The 22,544-nt window shown below is 49.7% G+C and carries 21 protein-coding genes; 11 read left to right on the forward strand and 10 right to left on the reverse strand.

Annotated elements, in window-relative coordinates; translation table 11 throughout:
- Positions 1-239 precede the first annotated feature (239 nt).
- Positions 240-722: a hypothetical protein gene (locus L1278_RS11030; protein WP_253403955.1), complete on the forward strand. Its 483-nt coding sequence runs from the start codon at positions 240-242 to the stop codon at positions 720-722.
- 148 nt (positions 723-870) lie between these two features.
- Positions 871-1,950 carry a PAS domain-containing sensor histidine kinase gene (locus tag L1278_RS11035; RefSeq protein ID WP_253403957.1) on the forward strand — a complete coding sequence of 360 codons (1,080 nt, stop codon included), beginning with the start codon at positions 871-873 and terminating at the stop codon, positions 1,948-1,950.
- Here the strand turns inward: L1278_RS11035 and L1278_RS11040 are convergent.
- The 3 genes from L1278_RS11040 to L1278_RS11050 all read right to left on the reverse strand — a co-directional run bounded on the left by L1278_RS11040 (position 1,947) and on the right by L1278_RS11050 (position 6,378).
- A complete protein-coding gene (locus L1278_RS11040; protein WP_253403959.1) occupies positions 1,947-2,345 on the reverse strand; it encodes a response regulator in 399 nt (132 codons plus the stop codon). The two genes, L1278_RS11035 and L1278_RS11040, sit on opposite strands and share 4 nt — an antisense overlap.
- Complete coding sequence (locus L1278_RS11045; protein ID WP_253403961.1) at positions 2,320-4,557, reverse strand: PAS domain S-box protein; 2,238 nt, start codon at positions 4,555-4,557, stop codon at positions 2,320-2,322. The genes L1278_RS11040 and L1278_RS11045 overlap by 26 nt, the downstream gene beginning before the upstream one ends.
- 294 nt (positions 4,558-4,851) lie before the next feature.
- The gene (locus L1278_RS11050) at positions 4,852-6,378 is read right to left on the reverse strand and encodes a S8 family serine peptidase (RefSeq protein WP_253403963.1); all 1,527 of its coding nucleotides are present in this window, start codon (positions 6,376-6,378) and stop codon (positions 4,852-4,854) included.
- Positions 6,379-6,985: 607 nt separating this feature from the next.
- Between L1278_RS11050 and L1278_RS11055 the strand changes: the two genes are divergently transcribed.
- On the forward strand, positions 6,986-7,135 hold the full coding sequence (locus tag L1278_RS11055) for a hypothetical protein (protein WP_253403965.1): 150 nt from the start codon (positions 6,986-6,988) through the stop codon (positions 7,133-7,135).
- Between the two features lie 765 nt (positions 7,136-7,900).
- On the opposite strand, the gene L1278_RS11060 is transcribed toward L1278_RS11055, so the two are convergent.
- Positions 7,901-8,353 carry a hypothetical protein gene (locus L1278_RS11060; protein ID WP_253403967.1) on the reverse strand — a complete coding sequence of 151 codons (453 nt, stop codon included), beginning with the start codon at positions 8,351-8,353 and terminating at the stop codon, positions 7,901-7,903.
- A 216-nt stretch (positions 8,354-8,569) separates the two neighbouring features.
- Here L1278_RS11060 and L1278_RS11065 point away from each other — a divergent pair, with 216 nt between their 5' ends.
- From L1278_RS11065 to L1278_RS11075, 3 genes are all read left to right on the forward strand, one after another.
- The gene (locus L1278_RS11065) at positions 8,570-8,971 is read left to right on the forward strand and encodes a hypothetical protein (protein WP_253403969.1); all 402 of its coding nucleotides are present in this window, start codon (positions 8,570-8,572) and stop codon (positions 8,969-8,971) included.
- Between the two features lie 60 nt (positions 8,972-9,031).
- A complete protein-coding gene (locus L1278_RS11070; protein ID WP_253403971.1) occupies positions 9,032-9,427 on the forward strand; it encodes a hypothetical protein in 396 nt (131 codons plus the stop codon).
- Between the two features lie 167 nt (positions 9,428-9,594).
- The gene (locus L1278_RS11075) at positions 9,595-10,362 is read left to right on the forward strand and encodes a creatininase family protein (protein ID WP_253403973.1); all 768 of its coding nucleotides are present in this window, start codon (positions 9,595-9,597) and stop codon (positions 10,360-10,362) included.
- A gap of 208 nt (positions 10,363-10,570) precedes the next feature.
- On the opposite strand, the gene mscL is transcribed toward L1278_RS11075, so the two are convergent.
- From mscL to L1278_RS11095, 4 genes are all read right to left on the reverse strand, one after another.
- Positions 10,571-11,005 (reverse strand): large conductance mechanosensitive channel protein MscL, encoded by a 435-nt coding sequence (gene mscL / locus L1278_RS11080; protein WP_253403975.1) that lies wholly within the window; start codon positions 11,003-11,005, stop codon positions 10,571-10,573.
- Positions 11,006-11,198: 193 nt separating this feature from the next.
- On the reverse strand, positions 11,199-12,788 hold the full coding sequence (locus tag L1278_RS11085) for a SulP family inorganic anion transporter (RefSeq protein ID WP_253403977.1): 1,590 nt from the start codon (positions 12,786-12,788) through the stop codon (positions 11,199-11,201).
- Positions 12,789-13,190: 402 nt separating this feature from the next.
- On the reverse strand, positions 13,191-13,940 hold the full coding sequence (locus tag L1278_RS11090; RefSeq protein WP_253403986.1) for a metallophosphoesterase: 750 nt from the start codon (positions 13,938-13,940) through the stop codon (positions 13,191-13,193).
- 144 nt (positions 13,941-14,084) lie between these two features.
- On the reverse strand, positions 14,085-16,520 hold the full coding sequence (locus tag L1278_RS11095; protein WP_253403989.1) for a TonB-dependent receptor domain-containing protein: 2,436 nt from the start codon (positions 16,518-16,520) through the stop codon (positions 14,085-14,087).
- Positions 16,521-16,710: 190 nt separating this feature from the next.
- Here L1278_RS11095 and L1278_RS11100 point away from each other — a divergent pair, with 190 nt between their 5' ends.
- The 4 genes from L1278_RS11100 (at position 16,711) to L1278_RS11115 (ending at position 18,738) form a co-directional block, all read left to right on the forward strand.
- Positions 16,711-17,115, forward strand: a complete 405-nt coding sequence (locus tag L1278_RS11100; RefSeq protein ID WP_253403991.1) for a hypothetical protein — start codon at positions 16,711-16,713, stop codon at positions 17,113-17,115.
- Positions 17,116-17,423: 308 nt separating this feature from the next.
- On the forward strand, positions 17,424-17,855 hold the full coding sequence (locus L1278_RS11105; RefSeq protein ID WP_253403993.1) for an STAS/SEC14 domain-containing protein: 432 nt from the start codon (positions 17,424-17,426) through the stop codon (positions 17,853-17,855).
- A 198-nt stretch (positions 17,856-18,053) separates the two neighbouring features.
- On the forward strand, positions 18,054-18,323 hold the full coding sequence (locus L1278_RS11110; RefSeq protein WP_253403995.1) for a hypothetical protein: 270 nt from the start codon (positions 18,054-18,056) through the stop codon (positions 18,321-18,323).
- 106 nt (positions 18,324-18,429) lie between these two features.
- The gene (locus tag L1278_RS11115) at positions 18,430-18,738 is read left to right on the forward strand and encodes a DUF6122 family protein (protein WP_253403997.1); all 309 of its coding nucleotides are present in this window, start codon (positions 18,430-18,432) and stop codon (positions 18,736-18,738) included.
- A 199-nt stretch (positions 18,739-18,937) separates the two neighbouring features.
- Here the strand turns inward: L1278_RS11115 and L1278_RS11120 are convergent, their stop codons facing one another.
- Positions 18,938-19,579, reverse strand: coding sequence for a DUF3347 domain-containing protein (locus L1278_RS11120; RefSeq protein WP_253404001.1), 642 nt, complete (start codon positions 19,577-19,579; stop codon positions 18,938-18,940).
- Positions 19,580-19,747: 168 nt separating this feature from the next.
- Here L1278_RS11120 and arsC point away from each other — a divergent pair, with 168 nt between their 5' ends.
- The gene (gene arsC, locus L1278_RS11125) at positions 19,748-20,089 is read left to right on the forward strand and encodes an arsenate reductase (glutaredoxin) (protein ID WP_253404003.1); all 342 of its coding nucleotides are present in this window, start codon (positions 19,748-19,750) and stop codon (positions 20,087-20,089) included.
- Between the two features lie 72 nt (positions 20,090-20,161).
- Here arsC and L1278_RS11130 read toward each other — a convergent pair whose 3' ends face one another.
- A complete protein-coding gene (locus L1278_RS11130) occupies positions 20,162-22,540 on the reverse strand; it encodes a BamA/TamA family outer membrane protein (RefSeq protein WP_253404005.1) in 2,379 nt (792 codons plus the stop codon).
- Positions 22,541-22,544: the final 4 nt, after the last annotated feature.

Genomic DNA, 22,544 nt, shown 5'->3' on the forward strand with positions numbered 1-22,544 from the left:
AAGTATCAGCTGGCAAATTTGGGATGCCTGATTAGACTAGTTCATGTAATTTAAAATTGAAGCAGCAAGCCACGTGTTTGCTGCTTTTTTCGTACTGTGTGAGGTATATTTAGTTGATTGTCAATGTTTAGACACCTTCAATAACCTATACTTAAATACAAAAATATGCGTATGTAAAAATTGCACTTTGAAATAAATTGCAATTATGCTATTTTGTTCCCGATACGCACCTTTTGTCTATGAAAACTTCCTTACTATTGTTACTGCTTGGTTTGAGCAGTGTACTTAACTCCACTTTCGCGCAGGCGAGCGGGGAAATTATTGTACAGAAAAAAGGCCTCGGATTTGCTTATTACCAGCATGGCTGTCAAATTAGTAAAAAACAACTGTTGCACATTTTGGATCAACATCCTGAAGCGCGAAAAGAGCTTCAGAAAGGCCAGCGCAATTCATTCCCAGCCACGGCGCTCACTTATGCAGGTGGTCTCCTGATCAGCTATCCGATAAGCAGGCAGTTAACTGGTAACCAACCTAACTGGCTGGTCTCCGGGGCGGGGGCAAGCCTGCTGACTTTCAGCATCCCTTTCGCCGGCGCCAAAATGAAACGGGAACACCAGGCCATTTATGTGTATAACGAGGGTCTGCGTTATGCCAAACGGCCCAACACAGATCTACGCGTTGGGTATGCTTATAACCGGGCTTCGCTGGTCTTTATTTTCTGACAGGCGCCTTTTTCTTTTTACTTACCGGTAGTATGGCAAGCTCCTGACGTGAAGTAATGTAGCAGAGCCAACGCTGCAAGAAGTATGCGCCTTCGTTAACCTACCTCGGTATGCGCCGTATTTAGAGCTGCGTAGATACCGCCTTACCATGAACCATTTAAACGTCATTGATCAGATAGGACAGCAGAGTCCTAAAATATTATTTCAGTTTAACCTCTCGCAAAATAGATTCGACTATTTATCGCCAGCTTTTTATGACATCTGGGAGATGGAGGAGTCGCTGCTGCAGGAGCACCCGCAGCAGTTGCTTGACTCCGTAGTAGAAGATGACCGCCCCGCCGTGGAGCGCTGCTGGCAGAGGTTACTGAAGGGAGACCATGTGGATGAGATGGTACGCATCGAACAGAGTGGACTTAAACGCTATATCCGCTACATTGCCTACCCGATTTTTGACAGTGACCAGCGGGTGGCAGCCCTGGCAGGTATAGCAGAGAATGTAACCCAACAGCGGGACTTTGTAAATTACCTGACTGAGTTCGGGCAGCGGAAGAACAGCGCACTCGAAATGGTGGCGCATGACCTTCGTGGTCCACTGGCAGTCGTAAAAAGTGTAGCATCCTTACTCCGCCAGGATATACAGGATGACAAAAAGCAGGAACTGGAGCACTATACCGACATCATTGAAACGGCCTGCGTTCAGTGTACCGACCTGATCCAGGACCTGCTCAGCGAAGAGCACCTGCAATCGCCGGAGGTATACGTGAACAAGATCCGCATGGACATAAGCGAGCAGATCAGAAGCGTGGTAGGTTTTTACCAGAAGGGCCGGTTAGTGCAGCAGCAGTTTGTACTGCAGCTGCCAGACGATCCTTTGATGGCGGAACTCGACCAGATAAAGTTCTCCCAGATATTGAATAACCTGATCTCCAATTCAATCAAGTTCACGCCTCCCACAGGCACGATCACCATCCGGGCTTATCAGGATGTGGACTGGGCGGTGGTGGAGCACAGCGACAATGGCATTGGTATACCTGAGCACCTGCTTCCCCAACTATTTGAACGGCGGAGCAACGCCTCCAGAAAAGGGCTAAACGGTGAAAAGTCGCGCGGACTCGGACTGGCGATCGTGTATGAATTGGTGAGGCTGCAGGGAGGGACCATCAGTGTTGAGAGCCGGGAGCATGAAGGCACACGTTTCACAATCAGGTTGCCCAGGTATGCTGCCTAAGGGTGCCCTTTACGGGCGCGATTTATATAGGCCAGGCTTGCTTCGTCGAGCGGTTTGTGAAGGAATCCGCGCACCAGCGGGTAGTCCAGGGACTGTTCCTTGTCACTGACAGCAATGGAGGAGGTCAGAATAAAGACGTCCAGCTTTCCCTTTAGCGCTTCTTCATAGGGACGCAGGACATCCAGAAAATCCCAGCCATTTTTAACGGGCATGTTCAGGTCGAGCAGGATGACGTCCGGCAGGGGAGGAGGCCCTGTTAAAGACAAGTCGGCCAACGCGTCGTCTGCCGAGCTGTACGTGCAGATTTCGTTGGCAAAGCCCGCTTCCTCCAACACCAGAGAGGTCAGGTATATACTGATGTCATCATCATCAATTATGTAAACCTTGCTGACCATAGGCTGCGTGCTTAAAATGTAAGATGAAGGTTGTACCTAATTCCGGCTCACTGTCTACCTCAATCTCTCCTCCAATGGCGTTCATCTGCATTTTCACCAGGTATAGCCCGATGCCTTTGCCATCAGGTCCTGCATGAAAGCGCTTGTAGAGCTGGAACAGATGCGGCTTTACCGCCTCCAGATCCATGCCACTGCCATTGTCCTTTACACGTAGTTGCAGACTGTCTTCTTTCCTTACGGTATTTAACTCAATAAGTAAGTCACGCTGCGCAGACTTATACTTGATGGCGTTCGAAATCAGGTTATGGAGGATGCTGTAGACGTAGGCGCGGTTGGCCCAAAGCAAGTCCTCCTGCTTCAGATTCAGCACGATATGTCCGTTGATCGGGGTTAGCAGGTGCTGCAGGCTCAGTACCACTTCCGCCGCTACATCGACCAGGCTAACCATCTCGTGGGCTGCCTGCAGGTTAGCGGAACGCACGGCCAGTATTTTGTTCAGGTCACTGATCACATCGTCAAGCCGGCGGGCGGATGTCTCCAGGTTTTGCAGGCCCTGCATAAAGCGGCCGCTGTTGGTGTCCAGCTTCTGGAGTATGGTAGAAAGGCCAACCAGGTTAGCGACAGGCGCACGCAGGTTGTGCGACACAATGTAGTTGAACTGCTGCAGGTCCTGGTTCTGATGGTATAGGTGTTCGGTGGTTTTGAGCAACTGCTCCTGGTCGAACTTGCGATCAGTAATATCGGTGTGGATGTAGACGTGCTTTTCTATCTGGCCCTGCTCATTTGCGATAGGTGAAATGGTGACATCAGCCCAGACCATCTCGCCGTTTTTCTTGTAGCCGCGTATTTCATTCCGGATAGGTACGCCCTGTGCCAGCTGCTCTCTTACCCAGGCGAGTTCTCGCAGATCGGTATCGTTGGAGGTCAGAATGTCACTCGGGCGCCTGCCGGCTACTTCTTCCAATTTGTAGCCGGTTGCGTTACTGAAAGCCTCGTTCACCCATTCTATCTCGAGCTGGCTATTGGTGATGATCACGCCGTTGGTGGTTTTGCTGGCCACCAGCGAGAGCTTGCGGAGTTCTTCCTGCGCTTTTACCTGCTCCGTAATATCTACAAACGATACCAGAATGCCATCTTCAAAAGGACTCAGCGTAAAGCGCAGCACAGCTTTCAGATTATCAAAACGCTCGTCAAACTGGACGGGCTTTCTGGTCCTGTCTACCTCTAAACATTTCTGATAAAACTGGGTGTCTACCAGGAAGGGGTATTCTTCCCAGATCTGGCGGTTCATCAACTCGTTGAGGGAACGGCCCAGGAAATTGGCGAAAACCGTATTGCCAAAGCTATAGCGCCATGCGGTGTCCAGAGCAAAGAAGCCTTCCACCATCGCCTCTAGGATGTTGTGCAGCTTCTGTGACTGGGCTTTTACCAACAGGTTGGCTTCTTTTTCGTTAGTAATGTCTTTGGCGATGCACTGTACAGCGAGCACCCGTCCTTCCAGCACTACCGGTACCAGCGTGACCGACAAGTAGCGCTTTTGGCTATTGCGGTGCCTGATGCAGGACTCAAACGTGCAGGATTGGCCAGTCAAGGCATGATGGAAGGCCTCAAATGTTCCTGCATGGTATTCCGGCAGCACGAAATCAGCAAAGTGACTTCCGGGGAAATCTTCGCGGGTATAGCCGGTCAAGTCTACTACAGCATCGTTGCAGGCTTCCACCTGACCGCTTATGCTCAGCGTAAATACAAGATCGGGGTTGTTGAAGAAGAGGGCTTTATAGTAAGCCCGGCTTTCTTTTTTCTGCTTCAGCGCCTCCATTTTAGAGGTTATATCACGCGAATTGGTGACAATGCCACGCACATGCGGGTCATCCAGCATGTTGGTGGATACGCAGCTCAGCCATCGCCAGTCGCCGTTTTTGGCCTTGAAGCGGAAGGGTGCAAGGGTTATTTGCTTCGTTAGGCCGGATGTGTGCTTCGAAAGCTCCTCTCCGATTGTAGGAACATCATCCGGGTGGATGAGTTCGAGCACATGAGTACCCAGCAAATCTGCAGGATCATACCCCAACCCGGGACCTACCGAGTCTGAAACATACTCGTAGTTGCCCTCCCAGTTGATGACCGTGATCAACTCGGACCCGTGGCGTACAATAGAGGTGTAGAAATCTGGCGTCAGGGCCAGCGCTTCAGGCTGCGTAAAATTTACCTTCATAGAGGTGTATTGACAAAAAACTTCCTGAATGTAATTGTAATTAGACAATATGGGTTCAATTGCTTGCTAAAATATAGTAGATTATTCTAAATGTTGAAAAATGGCTGTCTTAAGTCCTATAACTTGATTGAGTGAATGGAGTTTGTGTTGAAATAACTGTTTTATTGGATGTGGTTCTGAGGATAAAATTGGATAATTAGAATGATTTGGGATTAATAAATTGCACAGTTATATAAAAGCAAAAGCCGGACTGTCGTGAAACAGTCCGGCTTTTGTTATGAAGGCAGGTATAACTTATTCTGTTACAGCACGCAAGGCGTTTACGCGGCCGTAGCCATAGTAAGGGTCGCGGCCGGGTTTACCTAAGTCATCTGCAGTGGCGCGTAGTTTGGCCAGTACATGGGCAGGATCCATCTTGCCGCCGTTCTTGCCAACGATGAGTGCTGCCACGCCCGCTGCGTGCGGGCCTGCCATACTCGTGCCTACAGACCAGTAGTAGGAAGCTCTTGTGGGGTCCAGGTTGCTACCCGTGCTGAAAACGTAGTCGAACACATAAACATACTGTGTGATTCCACCAATAGTAGCTATCTCACTACCCGGGTATACATAATCACCACCTGGTGCAGCGAAGTGTACATCTGAAGTGCCGTAGTTGGAGTAAGAGGCGAAGTCATCCATAAAAGTAGTGAACGGGGCAAGCGCCCAGCCACGAGGAGCGGTAGCCGAGATGGAGATCACACCGGTAGAGGAGGAAGGTATGTGAACCAGCGACTTATCTGCATTTCCGTTGTTGGAATCGTTACCGGCAGAAGCGATTACGGTTACCCCGTTCTTAGTAGCATAGCTGGTAGCGCGGTTGATGGCAATCAACAATTCCTGCACGGCTTTGGTATCACTTTCGATAAAGTCATCAGTCGGATCATTTGGTGTGCCGTTGTCGTTCAGGAACTTACCGTTGCGCGGAAGGGCGGCTCCAAGGCTCATGTTAATCACGTTTGCGCCCTGCTGCGTGGCATGAATGATGCCATCGATCATCCAAGAGAAGGAACCCGAACCAGAGTCACGTAGCACCTTCACCAGGATCAGTTTCGCCTCAGGGGCAACACCAATAATGCCAATGCCATTATCGGCAGCGGCGATGGTGCCGGCCGTGTGTGTGCCGTGGCTACCCACGCCCGGCAGGGCATAGCCCAGCTTCTCGCCCGGTACAAAGTTTTTGCTGGCTGCCATGTCAATGTTTGGGGCCAGGTCTGCGTGGTCTAGGTCGAAGCCGCTATCCAGTACGGCTACCCGCACACCCTGGCCACGGTGGCCGGCATTCCAGGCTTGAGAAGCTTTAATGGCGGCATGCCCCCACTGCAGATCAAAGTAACGGTCGTTGTCGCCACTGGCAGGTGGTGTGCCCACGTCAGCCAGTTCAACAATTTTCATGTCGTCCGGGTTGTACCACTGCACCTCCAGGTCGCGCACCACTGAGCGTACACCATTTATCCTGGCCGCTTTGGAAGCAAACTGAGGGTCTTCAGAATACACCGTGGCTACTCCGGCCTGCTCCATCAGGCTGGTTACCTCCCCATTGGCAGCTGTCAGCTCGGAGGCTATACCTGCAGGAAGTGTTTCACTGCTAGAAAGCACCACATAGTGGTTTTTGCGCAGCTTCACATTTGAGCCTGGGTGAACGCCCTGCGCCATAAGCGAAGATTCCGCATTTAACTCCGATGTGGGGTTCATATCCTCTTCCGGATTACAACCAACCAGGCCGATAAAGGCGAAAAGGGCTGGATAGATCAGCTTTTTGCCAGCAAAAGTTTTGTTAAGCATGTGTAAAAGGTTTAGATGTATATAATAGATTTTAAGGTGTTACTAAATGCTTCTATATCAATAAGGGCAATGACCCTGTAGCTCACCGAACGGCCATAGCGGACTCCGGGAGTGCCGACAGCGCTTCTGTCAGTAAAATGTTTTGCTTCAGTTGGTTCATTGTGCCGTGGTTATGAAACCAGGTCAATGCCATATGCCAGTTTGGCTGGTGTAAGAGGTGTTATTGTGATTAGATTATACCATTACGGGATGTTTAATTATGAGTTATACCTTTCTGCCAAAAAATGTTTATATTTAATATGTGTATTTTATATATAATTTGATTTAAGCTACTGGGAAGTGAAAACCCCTGATAAATTTTCTTTCAGTTCCGGGTAAGAAAATGTGACTGGCATGCGGGGAAAGGAGGAGAATAATGAACAGGATAAAAACATGTTTCAACAATGATTTGACAAGGCGCCTTCCTATTCATCTTTCTATATTCTTAATTTCCAATTAATCTATACCTTGTAGTAGAAAACAAACCGACCTCATGCAGCACAACACCCATCGCCCCTGACAAGCACTGAACAAAGCTTATATCCGACAGAAAACAGCCCGAAACGACATGGAGTGCTTTAATGCGGCCATGGTAACGGAGGTCAGGCTGCAGGTATACCGCTTCTACAATCTGACCTACTACGAAGTGTTTTTCGTGGACCTGACTTTTGCCATGCCGCGAGACGCATACGAAATGCACGAAGCCGCCAAGGTATAGCACCCTTTGTAGGGATAGGTCGCGACCTACCTGTAGGGCATGCAGCTGAACAGAACGTAACATCAAACTTTGACTTGAAAAACATCGACAAGCTGCCTATCGATAACGCTGCACATGACCAACTCAGAACCTCCTGTTACAAGCTGCTCGCCTGCACAGGTATAGGAGTGGATATACTTCATTCTGAAAATGAAAGCTTGTGCGTTCGGGTACAGCAAACGACGTTCAAAAATAATTGGTTGCTCAGTCAGATACAGCTTATCATAAAGGCAAGGGTTCTGTTCGAGCCATTTGGCGGCAGGTATATAATACAGTATGCCACACACTCTTATAAACCCAAATTCCTGTAGATAGAGCACCATTGGATAGCGAAGTGTAAAAAAACTTATAAGATAACCCGTAACGATCTTATTAAACAGCTAGGTATAACGGAAGAAGAAATAGGAGGGCTGTTCTCGGGCGAAGCTCCTTTAACGCAACAGCAGAGAGAGTTGCCCTTATTATTTTATGACCTAAGAGCTCAATAGCGATTTTCGTACAGCTGAAGCTGAAATGGAAGAAGACTGTCATTTAAAGCACTTTGAGCTTTTCGCACACCGCGAGCTCCGGAGACTGCTAGATGCGCAAAAAAATAAATTTAAAAAGATAACAACTTTTTAATATAGGTGAGCGTATATATAGAAAGCTAAGCGAAAGCTCATTTTGTGAAAGTATAAGCGGCTCCGGGGGTGAACGACCGGGGCCGCTTTTTTTTATGCTCCGGTGTTATACCTTAAGCCAATCCAGGGCGGCAACGGGAGTCGCAAAGGTTGCCACCTCGTACGATATTGCACCCGTCTTGCGGGCCTCTTCAATGTTGCGCTGGGCGCGCGTCCCATTTTTCGGGTCAAAAGGCTGCAGGCGGGCTACTTTAGACAAGCGAGTGGCCGATAGCATAGCCGTGAATTCCATGGTAAGCCGCCGGTTCTCCTCATCATCAATCTCTATGGACGTTGTGCGGGCATCGAGCAGCAGCTTGCGCACATCGTAATTTCGGATCGTCTGCACCATAATCTGCAGACTGTGTTTGATCTCTGACATATGATAACGCTGCAAATCGGGGTAACGCACCTGCAGAATGTCGGTAGCAGGGTCGTACTCCAGTCGCAGTATGCTGTTTTGCAAAAGAATCATGATCTGGAAATTGTCCTGAAGAATTTTGGGGATGAAGCAGCGCATTAATATACAAAACAGTAGTAGCCCCACCAAGCAAAAATTGAGTAATATCACAAATATATACTAAATGCAGTTTTCGGTTTTGATTTTAAAACTCTAAGCCCTTTCTTGCAAACCCTAGTCGAAACAGCTAGGTTGAGGCTTGTCCGGGGCATAATTCCCGAATCGATTATACTGCTATTCGATGTGCCTATACCTACTCCTATAGACCTTATTGCAATGATAATATACAAAAAAGACTATATTAGCATTGCCTACTATGAGGCTGAAAAACTGCTCGAAGTTACCTGGCTGGCCTATGCCCCCAGCGCAGCGTACCGCGAGGCGATGCTACAGTACATAGAGGCGCTCCAGAAATACGATGTAAAACGCTGGCTCGATGACCTACGCCAGGCCAGGGTGGTGCGCCTTTCAGATCAGAAGTGGACGAAAGAAGAATGGGCGCCCCTTTTCCTTCAGCAGGTGAAGAACCTGGAAAAAATAGCTCGTGTCCGTTCAACAGACATCTCAGCCCGCATCAGTTCCGAGAACATGTTCAGGTACCTCGATTATAGCCAGCTCCAGTATGGTTTGATGGAGTTCGAGTTCTATGGCGAGGCACGCAACTGGCTACTGGCCTGACCTTCCGGACGCGCTTCATTAGCACTCCGCTTAAATAGACACGGCACCTTATCACTGAAGATGATCATTCCCAACAAATTCCTGAAGCTAGATTATAACCCCACCTACGATGTCCTGTTTGTGGAATGGCCCAATATGCATGATTATACCATGCCGGAGGTTACGTACATCATAGACGAGGTGATAGAGGCGGTGCGCAGCTACGACATCAAGCGCATCCTTACCGACACACGTCAGTCGAAGGTGACAGTGCCGATGGAGGAGTATGCCAAGATCATTAACCAACTGGCGCTGCAGCTGGCCACTACAAGGCTGCAAAAGTTTGCCAAGCTGAATACCAGGGATGCCGACAGGGAAGCAGTTTCCTCTAATGCTGCCGCGCTGGTGGTAGGTTCTATCACTTATAGCAGCTTTGACGATCTAGACGAGGCCGTCGCCTGGCTGATTGAAAGTTGAGGAATTTAAGTGTTTGAGAGTTAGAGGCCCAGGACTAATTTGAAACTAACTAAGGTATGTAGATAGACATTTACTACATACTAACTCAATTATTTCGTATATTAAAACTTCCCAACTTTACTAGTTCCCAAATTATATCTCCCAAACTCGTAAATTCTTTAACTCCCATGCGTCCCTACATACTTGCCGAATCGAACTGGAAAGCTATCAAAGACCAGCAGGTTGAGGTAGCCATACTGCCTTGGGGCGCCACCGAAGCCCACAACTACCACCTGCCCTACGGCACTGACAACTACGAAGCCGAGGCTGTGGCAGCCGAAGCAGCCCGATTGGCCTGGGAAGCAGGAGCCAAAGTAACAGTGCTTCCGCTCATCCCTTTTGGCGTGAACACCGGCCAGGCCGACATTACCCTCGACATTAACCTGAACCCCAGCACGCAACTGGCTATTCTGCGAGACATCGTAGAAGTGCTCAACCGGCAGGGCATCCGCAAAATGCTGCTACTCAACAGTCACGGCGGCAACGATTTCAAACCGATACTGCGCGAACTTGGCCTAAAGTTCCCGGAGATGTTTCTGCTCACCTGCAACTGGTTTCTGGCTGCCGATCGCAAAGCCTTCTTCGACACACCCGGTGACCATGCCGATGAGATGGAAACCAGCATCATGCAGCACCTGCGACCCGACCTGGTACTGCCGCTCAGCGAAGCAGGGGAGGGCAAAGAGCACAAATCTAGGCTGACAGGTATACGCGAAGGCTGGGCCTGGTCAGAGCGCCTGTGGTCGCAGGTAAGCGACGACACCGGCATTGGTAACCCTACGGCTGCCACACCCGCTAAAGGCAAAGCCTTTTTCGAAGCCACCACCCGCAACATCGCCCAGCTCCTGCAGGAACTTGCCGCCATAGATCCGAAAGACAGGTATAGGAAAGTTTAGGAGCCGCCCCAAACCTCGCGGCGTCTTCCAGACCCGCGAAAGTCTAACCGATCGGCGGTTGAAAACCAGGTATATCCGCGGCCTTTGGTTTAGACACTTGCGGGAGCTGCGCACGCCGCGAGGTCACAACTTCCAAAACAAAAAACCATGCTGTACCCAGGCAGGTCCGCCCTCGTACAGCATGGTTTTTTTATAAACTGGGGAAATACTATTTCGCGGCGATGGTTCGCAGGGCGTCGCGCATTTCGGTGAGGAGCACTTCTTCTTTGGTCGGAGCTGGCGGCACAGCAGGGGCAGCGGCTTTTTTGCGCATCATGCGGTTCATCCCTTTCACGATCAGGAAGATGATGAAGGACAGAATCAGAAAATTAAGCATTACCGTCACAAAGTTACCCCAGGCGAAAACGGCACCCAGTTTACGTGCTTCCTCCAGTGCCAAGCCTTGCGGCACGGCATCGGCTAGCGGCACATACAGGTTCGAGAAGTCCATATCGCCTAATGCTGCACCTACTAGTGGCATGAACAAGTCATTTACGACGGAATTAACTAAGCCGCTGAACGCCGCACCAATGATGATACCAATAGCGAGGTCCATTACGTTGCCACGCATGGCAAACTCTTTAAATTCTTTCATCATGCCCATAAGCGCTGATCTTTTATAGTGAGAAGGTTAAATGGTTTTTATAATATGTAAATATATTAATTTAAAAGTATAAAACAAGTACTTTATACCTAAGTATTTAGGCTAAGCTACTTTAAAAAGAGCCCGCCACTATACCTTCTAACAGGTGCAGTGCTGGGCTTTTGAGAATGCTATACCTAGGAACTAGCTATACCTAGACGAGCCAGCGTTTTGCCAGGAATTTGTCGAGCCCGATCATTTCCATTTTGATGTTTTTGTAAGCGGCGGTGGCCTTAAATTCCTCTATGATCTCGAGCACGTCCTCATCGATGTGCACAGAGCGGGAAGCATCGATTACAACAGTGGAGTTAGGGGCTACGTGGTCCAGCGTGAGCATAATGCTGGCCTTGTTGAGGAAGGTAACCTCCTCTGCCAGTACCAGTTCAATGTGCTCACCTTCAGCACGTTCTGCACGGTCCAGAAAGAAGGGTGTGCGGTAGTTGTCGCGCAAAATCATAAAAACCGACACGGCACCACCGATCATGATGCCCATGATCAGGTCAGTCAGCATCACAGCTACCACGGTCACAAAGAACGGCACAAACTGGCGCTTGCCGGCCTTCCACATGCGTCGGAACAGCGAGATGGAGGTCAGTTTGTAACCCACCACAAACAGCACAGCCGACAGCGAGGACAGTGGAATCAGGTTGAGAAGACGCGGTATGGTCATGACGCAGACCAACATGACCAAACCGTGCGTGATCGTGGAGAGCGGCGTGCGGCCACCAGACGACACGTTGGCTGAGGTTCGCACGATCACGGCGGTTACCGGCAAGCCACCGATCAGGCCAGACACGATGTTGCTGATGCCCTGCGCCTTCAGTTCGCGGTTGGTCGATGACTTGCGCTTGTAAGGGTCCAGTTTGTCGCCGGCCTCTGTGCTCAGCAGCGATTCGAGGGAGGCGATAAAGGCGATGCTCAGCGCCACAGTCCAGAGCTCTGGATTCGTAATCTGAGAGAAATCCGGAAAAGTGAAGAACGAGAAGAACTCCCCTAGGCTACTGGCTGCCGGCAATTGCACCAGGCGTCCGCCGCTAAGGGCAAGTTCCGGAAAGTAGGCAATGAAAAGTTGGTTGATGCCAATGCTGGCCAGCACAGCGATCAGGGCAGCCGGCACGAACTTAAAGAAGGTATAGCGCTTTAGCGCGGGTTGGTCCCAGGCAAAGATGATGAGCAGTGAGAGGAAAGTAATGATGGTCGCCCCGATGCTGATGTAGTCCACCATGCCGTCGATTTCACGGAAAATGTTGGTGCTGAAACCACCTTCCATACCGCCAAACAGCTCCTTCCCTGAATATCCGAAAGCATGCGGAATCTGGTTGATGATGAGGATAAGGCCGATGGATGCCAGTATACCCTTGATCATGGAAGAAGGAAAGAAATAGGCGATGGTTCCGGCCCGCAGATAGCCCAGAATGATCTGGAAGACGCCGGCGATGATCACTGCACTCAACACGATCTGGAAAGAGCCCAGCGATTCGATAGCCATGTATATTACCAGTGCCACAGAGGCCGCTGGCCCGCTTACGTTTACTTTGGAGCCGCTCAGAAAACCCACCACGATACCGCCCACTATACCTGCGATGATGCCCGAGAACAGGGGAGCGCCCGAGGCAAGCGAAATGCCCAGGCAGAGCGGCAGGGCGATCAGGAAAACGACGAGGCCGGCGGGCAGGTCGGTCTTGACGTGCGAGAACAAACTGTCTTTGATTTTTGGTTGAAGCGGTGAATTATCGGATTGCATGTACTGTAAGTAAGTATAAAGTATGGTGTTTTTATTATTCGGGGTACTGTATACAGCCGACCGTATCGCACCTGCAAAGGCAAGCGACAAGGTATAGGCTATAAAAAACAGAGAATGCCCGAAGTCTATACCTGATCCGGATGGGCAGGTATAGGAAGGCCTTTATGAAAACGTGGCCAGCAGCCAGCGCGCATCAAGGGGGAGTAGGGGTGCTATGGATAGACAGGTGCTGCATAAAGAGGTGCAAAAATACGGTTTTTCAGGGCCAAAACAAAAGCCAGGTATAAACGTCTATACTATTCTATACCTGGCTTTTGTTTTGGAAATACAGTGGCTTGAGCAATTGGAATAAAGTGGATCGCTCGCACTCCATTCGCAATGACTTTGGTGTAAGGTATAGCGCTATACCTCGTACAGAAAGAAAGGCTTCTCGTACCCCGACTTCTGTAGCACCGGCATCGATACGTTGTATACTTTCACGCCTGTGCTGGTTTTGCCCTCGAGCGTGCCTGCGTGCGCGTGCCCATGGAAGGTGGCCAGCACATTCCGACGGTTCAATGGCTCCTCAAGGCGCGAGCAACCCAGGAAGGCGTGAATGGCCTCCGGTTCCCCCTCCACGGTAGCCTGTATAGGCGCGTAATGGAGCAGCACGATCTTTTTCATGTCGGTTTGCTGGCTGTCGAGCTGTGACAGGGCTGCATCCAGCTTCAGGGCCTCGGTCACGGCTTCCTGCACGAAATCCTTGTTGAGTTGCTCGCCGAACATACCCAGCATATACCTATCGAAACCGCCGCCATACCCTTTCACGCCGGCAAAACCTACATGCTCGATCACCGTGAAGTCGCCGTCGAGCAGCTGCAGGTTGGTCTGGGCAAACACCTTACGAAGTTTCTTTACCTGGTCGTGGTCGTAGTCGTGATTGCCCAGCACGGCTAGTACAGGTATAGAGCAGGCTCTGAGCTCTCCGGCCAATACTTCGGCTTCGCTTTCACGGCCCGTGTCGGTCAGGTCGCCGCAAAGCAGCAGCACATCCGCCTCCTCCGACACCTGCCTGAAAAAGTCAACCCATTTGCCAGTATCCTGCTCACTCACATGTATGTCGCCTACGGCCGCTATCCGTAGTTTCTTAGGTTCTATATTCTCGTCTTGCATCGTGTTTCGTTTTATTGAATGTAATACTACGTGCCAAGCCCGCTTCAGGATAGGGGAGGCCGGCTATACCTACTTTTAAAAGAAACAGCCCCCGCAATTCGTGGTGCGGGGGCTGAGTAGGCTAACAAGTACTATTTATCTAATTTAATTTCCAGTTCTGTTGATCTCCTCCAGGCTATTGTTGCGTTTCTTCGCTTCGAAGTCTTTACCCTTGGCAAAATTGTAGCGCAGGTTGATGCGGATGCTCTGGGTACCCTGGTACTGGTCGATGGCGTTGAGGTTACCTTCCAGCATGGTTTTCACTTTCAGGACGCGGGTTTGAAAGATGTCGGTCGCGTTAAGAGCCAGCGTCAGGCGATCGTCCATAAAAGTGCGCTTCAGACCGGCATCAAGCCACCACTGGCTTTTGATCTCGTACAGGCCGTACACGGCGGGCCCCTGGAAGCCGGCGTTCAGCTCCAGGCGGATGTCCTTGGGCAGCTGGATATTCTGGTTGGACTGCACGTAAAACAGCACCTGGTCATTGATAACGTCCTGCGCGTTTACCTCTTTAGTATAGCGCTGGTAGGCCAAAGTGGCCGTGTTGTTCATCTCCCACTTGCCTGAAAGCTGCACCGGTGCAACCAGCGTGGTATACAGGTTCTTGTAGCTCTCGATGTTACGCTGGCCGAACACCGTGGTGTTGTCTTCGCTGTTGTAGGTCGGTATCTCGCCGATAAAGTCTGTGGTGATGGAGTAGCCGGCCATCAGGTTATAGCGCTCCTTCAGGGTCTGCGTGATCTCAAAGGAGTTGGTGTACTGCGGTTTGAGATTCGGGTTGCCTTGCGACCAGGTATAGGGATCGAGGTAGAAGATGAATGGATTCAGCTGGCCGTAGTAAGGACGGTTAATGCGGCGGCTATACTTGTAGCTTACCTGGTAGTTGTCGCTCACTTTCTGCTGCAGGAACAGGCTGGGGAACAGATTCAGGTAGTTACGCTTTTTGATGTCCTTCAACGTGATAGAGTTGCCCTCGGAAGAGGTGTGTTCAGCACGAAGACCAGCCATTACTTTCCAGGTATCGCTTAGTTTGGTAGAGTAGTTGGCATACCCGGCAAAAATATTCTCGGTGTACACAAAGTGGCTGGTACGGCGTGGGTCCAGCACCTCGCGGCCGTCTGTCACTTCGTAGAAAAGCAGCTCGTTGTCGGACACCACATGGCTGGCCTTGGCGCCCAGTTCCAGCTTGCCGTCCTGGCCCAGTTTCTTGCCGAAGTCCACTTTGCCAGCTAGGATGTCGTAACCGGTTGGGTTAAAGCTGGTGAGGTGCTCCTGGCTTACGAGTTCATCGGTGCCCAGTACATACTGTCTGTTTTTGAACACAAAGTCCGTCTCGTCTGTGATGCGGGCATAGTCCACGTCAGCCGAAAGGGTGGTGCCTGCTGTGTCGAGTTTGCCGTTGTAGTGCAGGTTGAATGTACCGTTGCGGTAGGTGCTCTTATGTTCGTTGGTGGCGGAAATTTGTCGACTATCGGCTGTCACCGGGCGGCGCAGGTCTGACTCCGTGTTGAAAATGCCCTCGTTGGAGTTGTAGAACAGGTTGCTCATAAAGCCTACGCTATGGCGCTCGTTGATCTCGTAATCAGAACCCAGGCGCAGGGTAGGGCTGACGCGCTCACGCTCCTCTATACCTACCTGGTCGAAAAAGCTGCGTCCGGCCGGATCGTTGAAAATTCGTTCCATCTCCATGTCACGGAAGTTGGTGCGGCGTGCGAAGTCCAGGCCAGCTGTGGTGTTCCACTTACCGCTCTTGTGGTTCAGGTCGAAGCCACCGTTGTACGAGTTCAGACGGTTGTATTGATAGCCCACGTACACATTGCCGTTCATGCCAAACGCTTCGTTCTTTTTCAGGTTGATGTTGATGATACCGGATGCACCCTCCGCATCGTAGCGGGCAGATGGATTAGTGATAATTTCCAGGTCCTTCAGGTTTTCAGCTGACATAGCCTGCAGCAGGTTCTGCAGCTGCTTGCCGGAGAGGTACGACTGCTTGCCGTTGATCATGACCTGCACACCGGGCTTGCCGTTCAGGGTGATGTTGCCATCCTGGTCAATCCACACGCCCGGCGATTTCTCCAGTACTTCGTAGGCCGTGCTGCCTTGCGCCAGCCCGGTGCCTTCCACACTCACCACCATCTTTTCAGCGTCGTTGGTAATAGTGGGGCGCATGGTCTGTATGGTCACTTCCTTCAGTGTTTTTACATCAGGTTTTAACTGTAGTTTACCAAAGTCACGACTAAAGTCAGGTCCTGACACTTCAAACGTCTCCGTTACCATAGGCAGGTAACCCAAACCGCTCAACTTCAACTTGTAGCTACCTTTAGCAGGCGTTTTGATGCGGAAGGCACCGTCCATCTCTGCAATGGTACCAGTCACGACTGCATCAGAGGAGGAAGAGAGCACAGCGACATTCACAAATCCCAGATCCTGCCCTTTTTCGTCCAGTATTTTACCTGTCAGCCAGCCCTCCTGTCTGGCTAAGACACTGTGAGATAAGGTAGTAAGGATTGTAAGCGCGATGATGTAAAATAATTTTTTCATAGTGATATTTTGTTAGCGTGTATTGTAATAGGTTGATGCAAAACTATTGTATAGTACTTTGTTATGCAAGGTACTGTATAGTTTTTTATATGAATCACCCCAAAATATCCGTTAACTGCGCTATAATTCGGACGAACGAGAATTCATCTTGAAGGAATTTGGTGATAGCAACGGGTAAGTACCCGTTGCTATGTCCCTTTTGCTGATAGATGGTAAAAGGAAGTGGTTAGTTGCTTCGCCTCTCATTAATTATAGCAGAGACACAAAAAAACCTCCAGTCTACCAGTGGAGGCAAACAGGAGGTTGTGAAGTTGGTCCGTTTAAAGTTCAGGACATGCTATCCCTTCGTAAGGCAGGAACAAATGCATTCACATTGATTAGGATACTTGCTTTTGATCAGCCGGAGCATGTATCGAAAAATAAAATAGTGTTCATGCTGACGCTCTTTCTGGTCCAGGGAGTTCCTGTAATCCAAGGTCTCAAAGAGACTGGCTGTATCCTGGTAGAGGAGGTAGCTGTACACCTTGAAAAAACATTTTCTGACCCTTCGCTTTTTAACCTTCGCACCAGTCTCCTCGACCAGGGCACGTCTTAAATCTTTCATTCCCTTCCACCTCTTAATTGTGATAATGCTATTTTCTGCTGTATATTTTTATGCACGAAGGTTAAATTTACTAAGTGCTATCATTAGATAAAATGATTCTTATCACTTTCACTGTCAATGTGTTGAAAAAATACGTGGGCGGTTGCTTTGTAAGGCAAAATCTTCAATCTAAGTTCCTTTTGCATTGGAATACAGTAAGTTGGTAGTCTAAAATCTTAAATTTCACATAATAATAACAACAGACTAAGTATTTGTACGTTATATAACTATAACGATAAATAATATACCGTTATTAAGACATGAAACCATCGCCTTATTTCCAGATAAGCTATAACCCAAAACAAGGCCTACTTTCGAGCCAGTGGTTGCGGGTAGTAAACAGCACTGAATACCGTCAGGCACTGGTAAACGTATGCAAGCGGCTACGAAAGAGTAATGCCATGGGCTGGCTGGTAGACTTCAGTCGCACAACTACACCTAATATGAGTGATCAGACCTGGACGATCGAACTGCTCGGTCACAGCCTGCCGCTGACCAAACTTCGCAAACTGGCGCTTGTGCTGCCCGACGACCTCTTTCTAGAGGTTGTTGTAGAGAAAGTTAGCAACAGCCTGCTCAGCATGTCCAACAATAAAGTGCAGATTGCCTACTTCGCCGATCCGTGCGCTGCGCAACAGTGGCTCACGTCCTCCAACGATCCCTGTGAGGGCTTGTTCCGAAGTGCCCCTTAAAAAGCCTGTCAAGATAGCCTTAAGTACCGCTCCACATTCGATTATTTAGCTCTAAGAGTGTCAGGCAATGGCTTTTGCCTGATTTTAAATTTTTTTGAAAAAAATCAGTAATAACATGAAATATTCCTGAACTTTTTGTGAATAGTTCATGTAATAACCTTGCCAATAAGTTATAATCATTTGCACAAATTCACGACTATGAAAGAGCTTGAGAGAATCCAGAAAGCACTCCGACACAGCAACACCCTTGTATTGAAAGACCGGGAAAAGAATGTTGAATGTTCTTTTATAAGAGAAGGCCTTGTTTATGATAACTTCCCGATAGAAAACACCGTGCTGGCTTCAGCGCTGCAAGAAGCGAGCGTGAACGGTATTGTGGAAGGCTTACACTTTGAGCGACTTAGAAATACCTATGAATGGTTTGCGCTTCGGGTTAAATCACGTATGCTCTTAGATACTTTGAAATAGTTAATTCCCATAGCTATAGAAAAAGCCCCCCGCTAAATGAAAGCGGAGGGCTTTTTTATGTTTGGTTAGCAGGTAACCTATACCTAGCGGATGCAGTACCTGCTGTATGACTTTATCCTTTGCGATCCATATTATCCTGCATATGACAGTGCCCGTACTGGTAGCGGTGCTGTTCTATAGAGATCAACTCCGTTTTGCTTCGCTTATGATGCTGGCAGGCTGGCTGATTGATTTTGACCATTTGCTGGTAACTCCCATCATCGACCAGGACAGGTGCAGTATTGGGTTTCACCTATTACACCGATACTGGATTGTGCCAATTTATGCCATCCTGGCGCTCATCCCTAAAACCCGGCTGATCGGCCTGGGCCTGCTCATACATGTCGTACTGGATTGGATAGATTGCTATTTATAGATTGAGTGGGTTGGTGAATGAGTGATTGAGTGGTTGAATGTTTTTGATTTAGAGTTTGTGAATGAGAGATTGTGTAGTTGTGATAAATTATGAGAAAGCCAATAATTAAAAAGAGCTGATCAAATATTTGATCAGCTCTTTTTAATTATTGGTTTGGGCTAAGTCCATAACCCATTTTTAAATTCACTCAATCACTCAATTAATTGATAACTTCCTCGTTGCTGCCACACTTGAGCATACTGCTTCCAAAGTAGGGGTTACGGATTTCGGAATTTGTGCTCACCCAGTAGGCGCCCTGGTTGTTGTTTGCCATCGGGCAGTGTTGGTAGTATACTTTCTGATCTGTGGCGCCAAATGCTTTGGTCAGTGAGAACACAGCTTCTGACAGGTCCTCCAACTGGTTGCGCTGCTCGCCCAGGTCGTTGGTAGCGGCAATGGCTGCGGCAGATTGGCGTACTTTTTCAACCTGTTCTTCTGCAAACGATTTCTGCTCCGGTACCTGCAGGGAGGCAACCGGCATCGCGTTCGCTGAGTTAAGTATGGTATTGGCAGCCTCCTTTGCTGTTTCGGGGTCAGACTCTACCATGGCATCTTTCAGGGCGATGTACTCGTCCAACAGCTGCGATAAATTAGCTTTCATGGGTTCTGCCACCGAATCAAAGGTAGGCGTTTCTACAACCACGGTGCCGGCTGTCGGTAGGTTGTCACCGTTTTCCATGCCGTCATGTTGCTCGTGGTCGTGTTCCTCGGTGGCGTCTGCCTGGTGCTGGCCGCTATCAGATGAACAGGAAGCGAATGCAAACATGCCTACCAGCGCTGCAAATAATGTTGTCTTTTTCATAATGGTTTATCAGGAAATCGAAGTGTTAATTACAATTGTTTTATAAATCAGGCACCCCTGGCGGGCGATCCTTCTGCAAAGGTAAGCTTTTTAGCGAAATGGCGATGAAGTTACACCCTCAGCCTATCGGAGGCTTTTTCGTATCTTTGAGTAAATTAAATTTTAGAAATGGTTACGATCTACCACAATAACAAATGCAGCAAAAGCCGCCAGACACTGGAGTTGCTGCGTGAAAAAGGAGTGGAGCTGCAGGTAGTGGAATACCTGAAAGATACGCCCTCTGCTGAACAACTGAAAGCCGTGCTCCACAAACTGGGCCTGCAACCCGAACAGGTGCTGCGCAAAGGCGAGCAGGTATACAGGGAGAATTTTGCTGCTAAAAGCTTTACCGACGAAGAGTGGTTGCAGATCATGGCTGATAATCCCATCCTGATCGAGCGCCCGATTGTTGTCAAAGGCGACAAAGCAGCCATCGGCCGCCCGCCTGAAAAAGTGCTTGAGATATTGTAGCGCAGGTATGAGGTATAAGGTATAGCCGCTTTATACTGTTGCTATACCTGCCTGCTATACCTGATGCCTGCTTTAGAAAGGATAGCCGATGGCAATGTTGAGCACCATGCCTTGCTTGCCTGGTTCAGGCTTGAACCTGAATTTAAAGTCGTCGAGAACGAAGCGGTCGCCTTCGGGCAGGTAAGGCACGCGCACAGGTATACCCAGGTCGAAGCGGATCACGAAGAACTCAATGTCTACCCGCAGGCCAAATCCAGTGCCTACTGCCAGCTCTTTGAACAGGTTGCCTGCCTTGAACTTAGGTTTATCCAGCAGCCCATCGCTGTTGTAAGTTTCGTTGATCAGCCAGATGTTACCGGCATCCACAAAGACAGCTCCCCTGAAAAATCCGAATATCGGGAAACGGTACTCTGCATTCGCCTCCAGTTTAATATCACCTACCTGGTCAAAAAAGGAGAAGGCGAGGGAGTCCGGCACGTTGTAGCTACCCGGCCCGATGCTGCGCGCGCGAAAGGCCCTGATGCTGTTCGGCCCTCCAATCGAAAACTGTTTCACATAAGGCATGGTCAGGGAGTTGCCATAGGGGTAGCCCACCCCTGCGATCAGGCGCGTCGCCAACTGGCTTGTTTTTGAAAAGTTGAAGTAGTAGCGGAAGTCGTTTTCGAGGCGCGTGTACTGCGAGTACGGCTGCCCGAAGATGGTGCGCGGTGGAATAGGCGGCTCAGAGGAATCGTCGCGCTTGTCACTGCCCAGCAGCGACTGCACCGCACTCACCAGGTTGCCCGACACATCGAGGGTGGTAGCATTGAAAAACTGGTGCGTTTTATTCTCCAGACTCAGCGTACTGAAGGTATGCTGGTAGATGGATCCGATGATAAATTGCTCCTCAAAACTACTTCTTAAAAATGGGTTCTCCTCAAGAATATCCATAAACTCGTCTGTCTGTTTGCCAAGGCGCACATACTGCAGGTTGATGGGGGTGAATTCGTGTGTGATCGTTTGCTTTGGGCGCCAGTTGTACCCATAGGAGGCGTTAAAGGAGTTCATCTGAAAGAACTGTACCCGGTTCAGGAAATTGTAGCCCAGCGTAATACGCGTATTGGGCACAAAGGCAGAGCGTAAGTTGGGCAGGTTAAAGGGTGCTACCAGCCTTGGGAAGGTGAGGCTGGTTTGTACCCCAAGCTCGTAGGAGCTAAGCCCGACCGGATTCTCATCGGGCGACTCGCCGCTGCTGACGACCCGCTGGCCCCCGACCTGGTTCTCGAACCGCCCTGTAAAATTTACGGTGAGCATCTCTGATCCTTTGAAAGCATTTCGGTTTCGGAACGATACGGAAACACCGGGCCCGGCCAGGTTATTGGATTTACTCACCATCTGTGCTTCCGCCCGGAGCGATTTTTTCATGTCGGGCGTCATGAAGATAAAGGCGTCCAGCCGGTCCTCTTTCAGGGTATCGCGCTCGTACTGGAGGTTCACGAACTTGTAGGCACTCAGACCCGACAGCCTGCTCACCGTCAGCAGGTGGTTGCGCCGGCTGTACAAACTGTCCTTCGCTACAAAGAGGCCCGGCACAATATGCTTTGCCCGCACATAATTTTCGCTGGGAATGTAGTTGTAACCTTCAAAGCGTAGCGTATCGCTCACGGACAGGCTGTCGTTCAGAACGAAGTTTGCGTTGATGAAGATGTCGTCAATCTTATAGGAGCGCAGGGCGGGTGCCGGCATGTCGTTTTTGAGTCGTAGCACTACATCCACGCCTTTGTTACCCACCGTGGTATCAGCGCTGAAAATGAGCATATTGGGAGCAAAGAAGAAGTAGCCTCGGTTTTTGAGTGCCTGGTCTATCCGGGTCCTTTCCAGGATCATTTTATCCAGGTCGTAGGGCTCTTCTGGCTTGATCAGTGAGTTGGCCTGTAACTGCCTGATCTCTGCATGTAGGGGCAACGAGTCGCTGAGGGTATAGGCCATATTCCGTATGCGGTAAGGCTCATGCACTGTAGCCTCCCAGGCAATGGTAGCTTTTTTCTTTTTGATGGTGGTATCGCTCTGCACGGTATTGTAAAAGTAGCCCCGGTTGTGCAGGCGGGCGCGCATCACTTCGTTGATGCTGGCAGTATCCACTTCCGATAGCAGCACAGGTGGCTCGCCCAGTTTAGTCTGTATCCAGTGTTTCAGGCCTTTGTCTTTCTCTGTGTAAAATGCGTTGTGGATCCAGAGCTTGGGGCGCATACCGAGGATCGAGGCGTTGGGCTTCGGGCGAACCGTGTTGCTCAGTTCGGTTTCCAATTCGGGGCCACGCTTGCTGCTGTCCTTCTCGTCGTTCACCTTCACCTCAAATCCGGCAAACAGGGCATCACCCTTCGGTACGGTTTTCGTGCTGCTGCAACCGGGCAGTAGCCAACTCAGTGCCAGACATAAAGCAATCAAGGTATAGCGTAAGGCTGTGGTCATAGGG

It is taken from the genome of Pontibacter sp. HSC-36F09 (assembly GCF_024171605.1).
GTDB lineage: Bacteria > Bacteroidota > Bacteroidia > Cytophagales > Hymenobacteraceae > Pontibacter.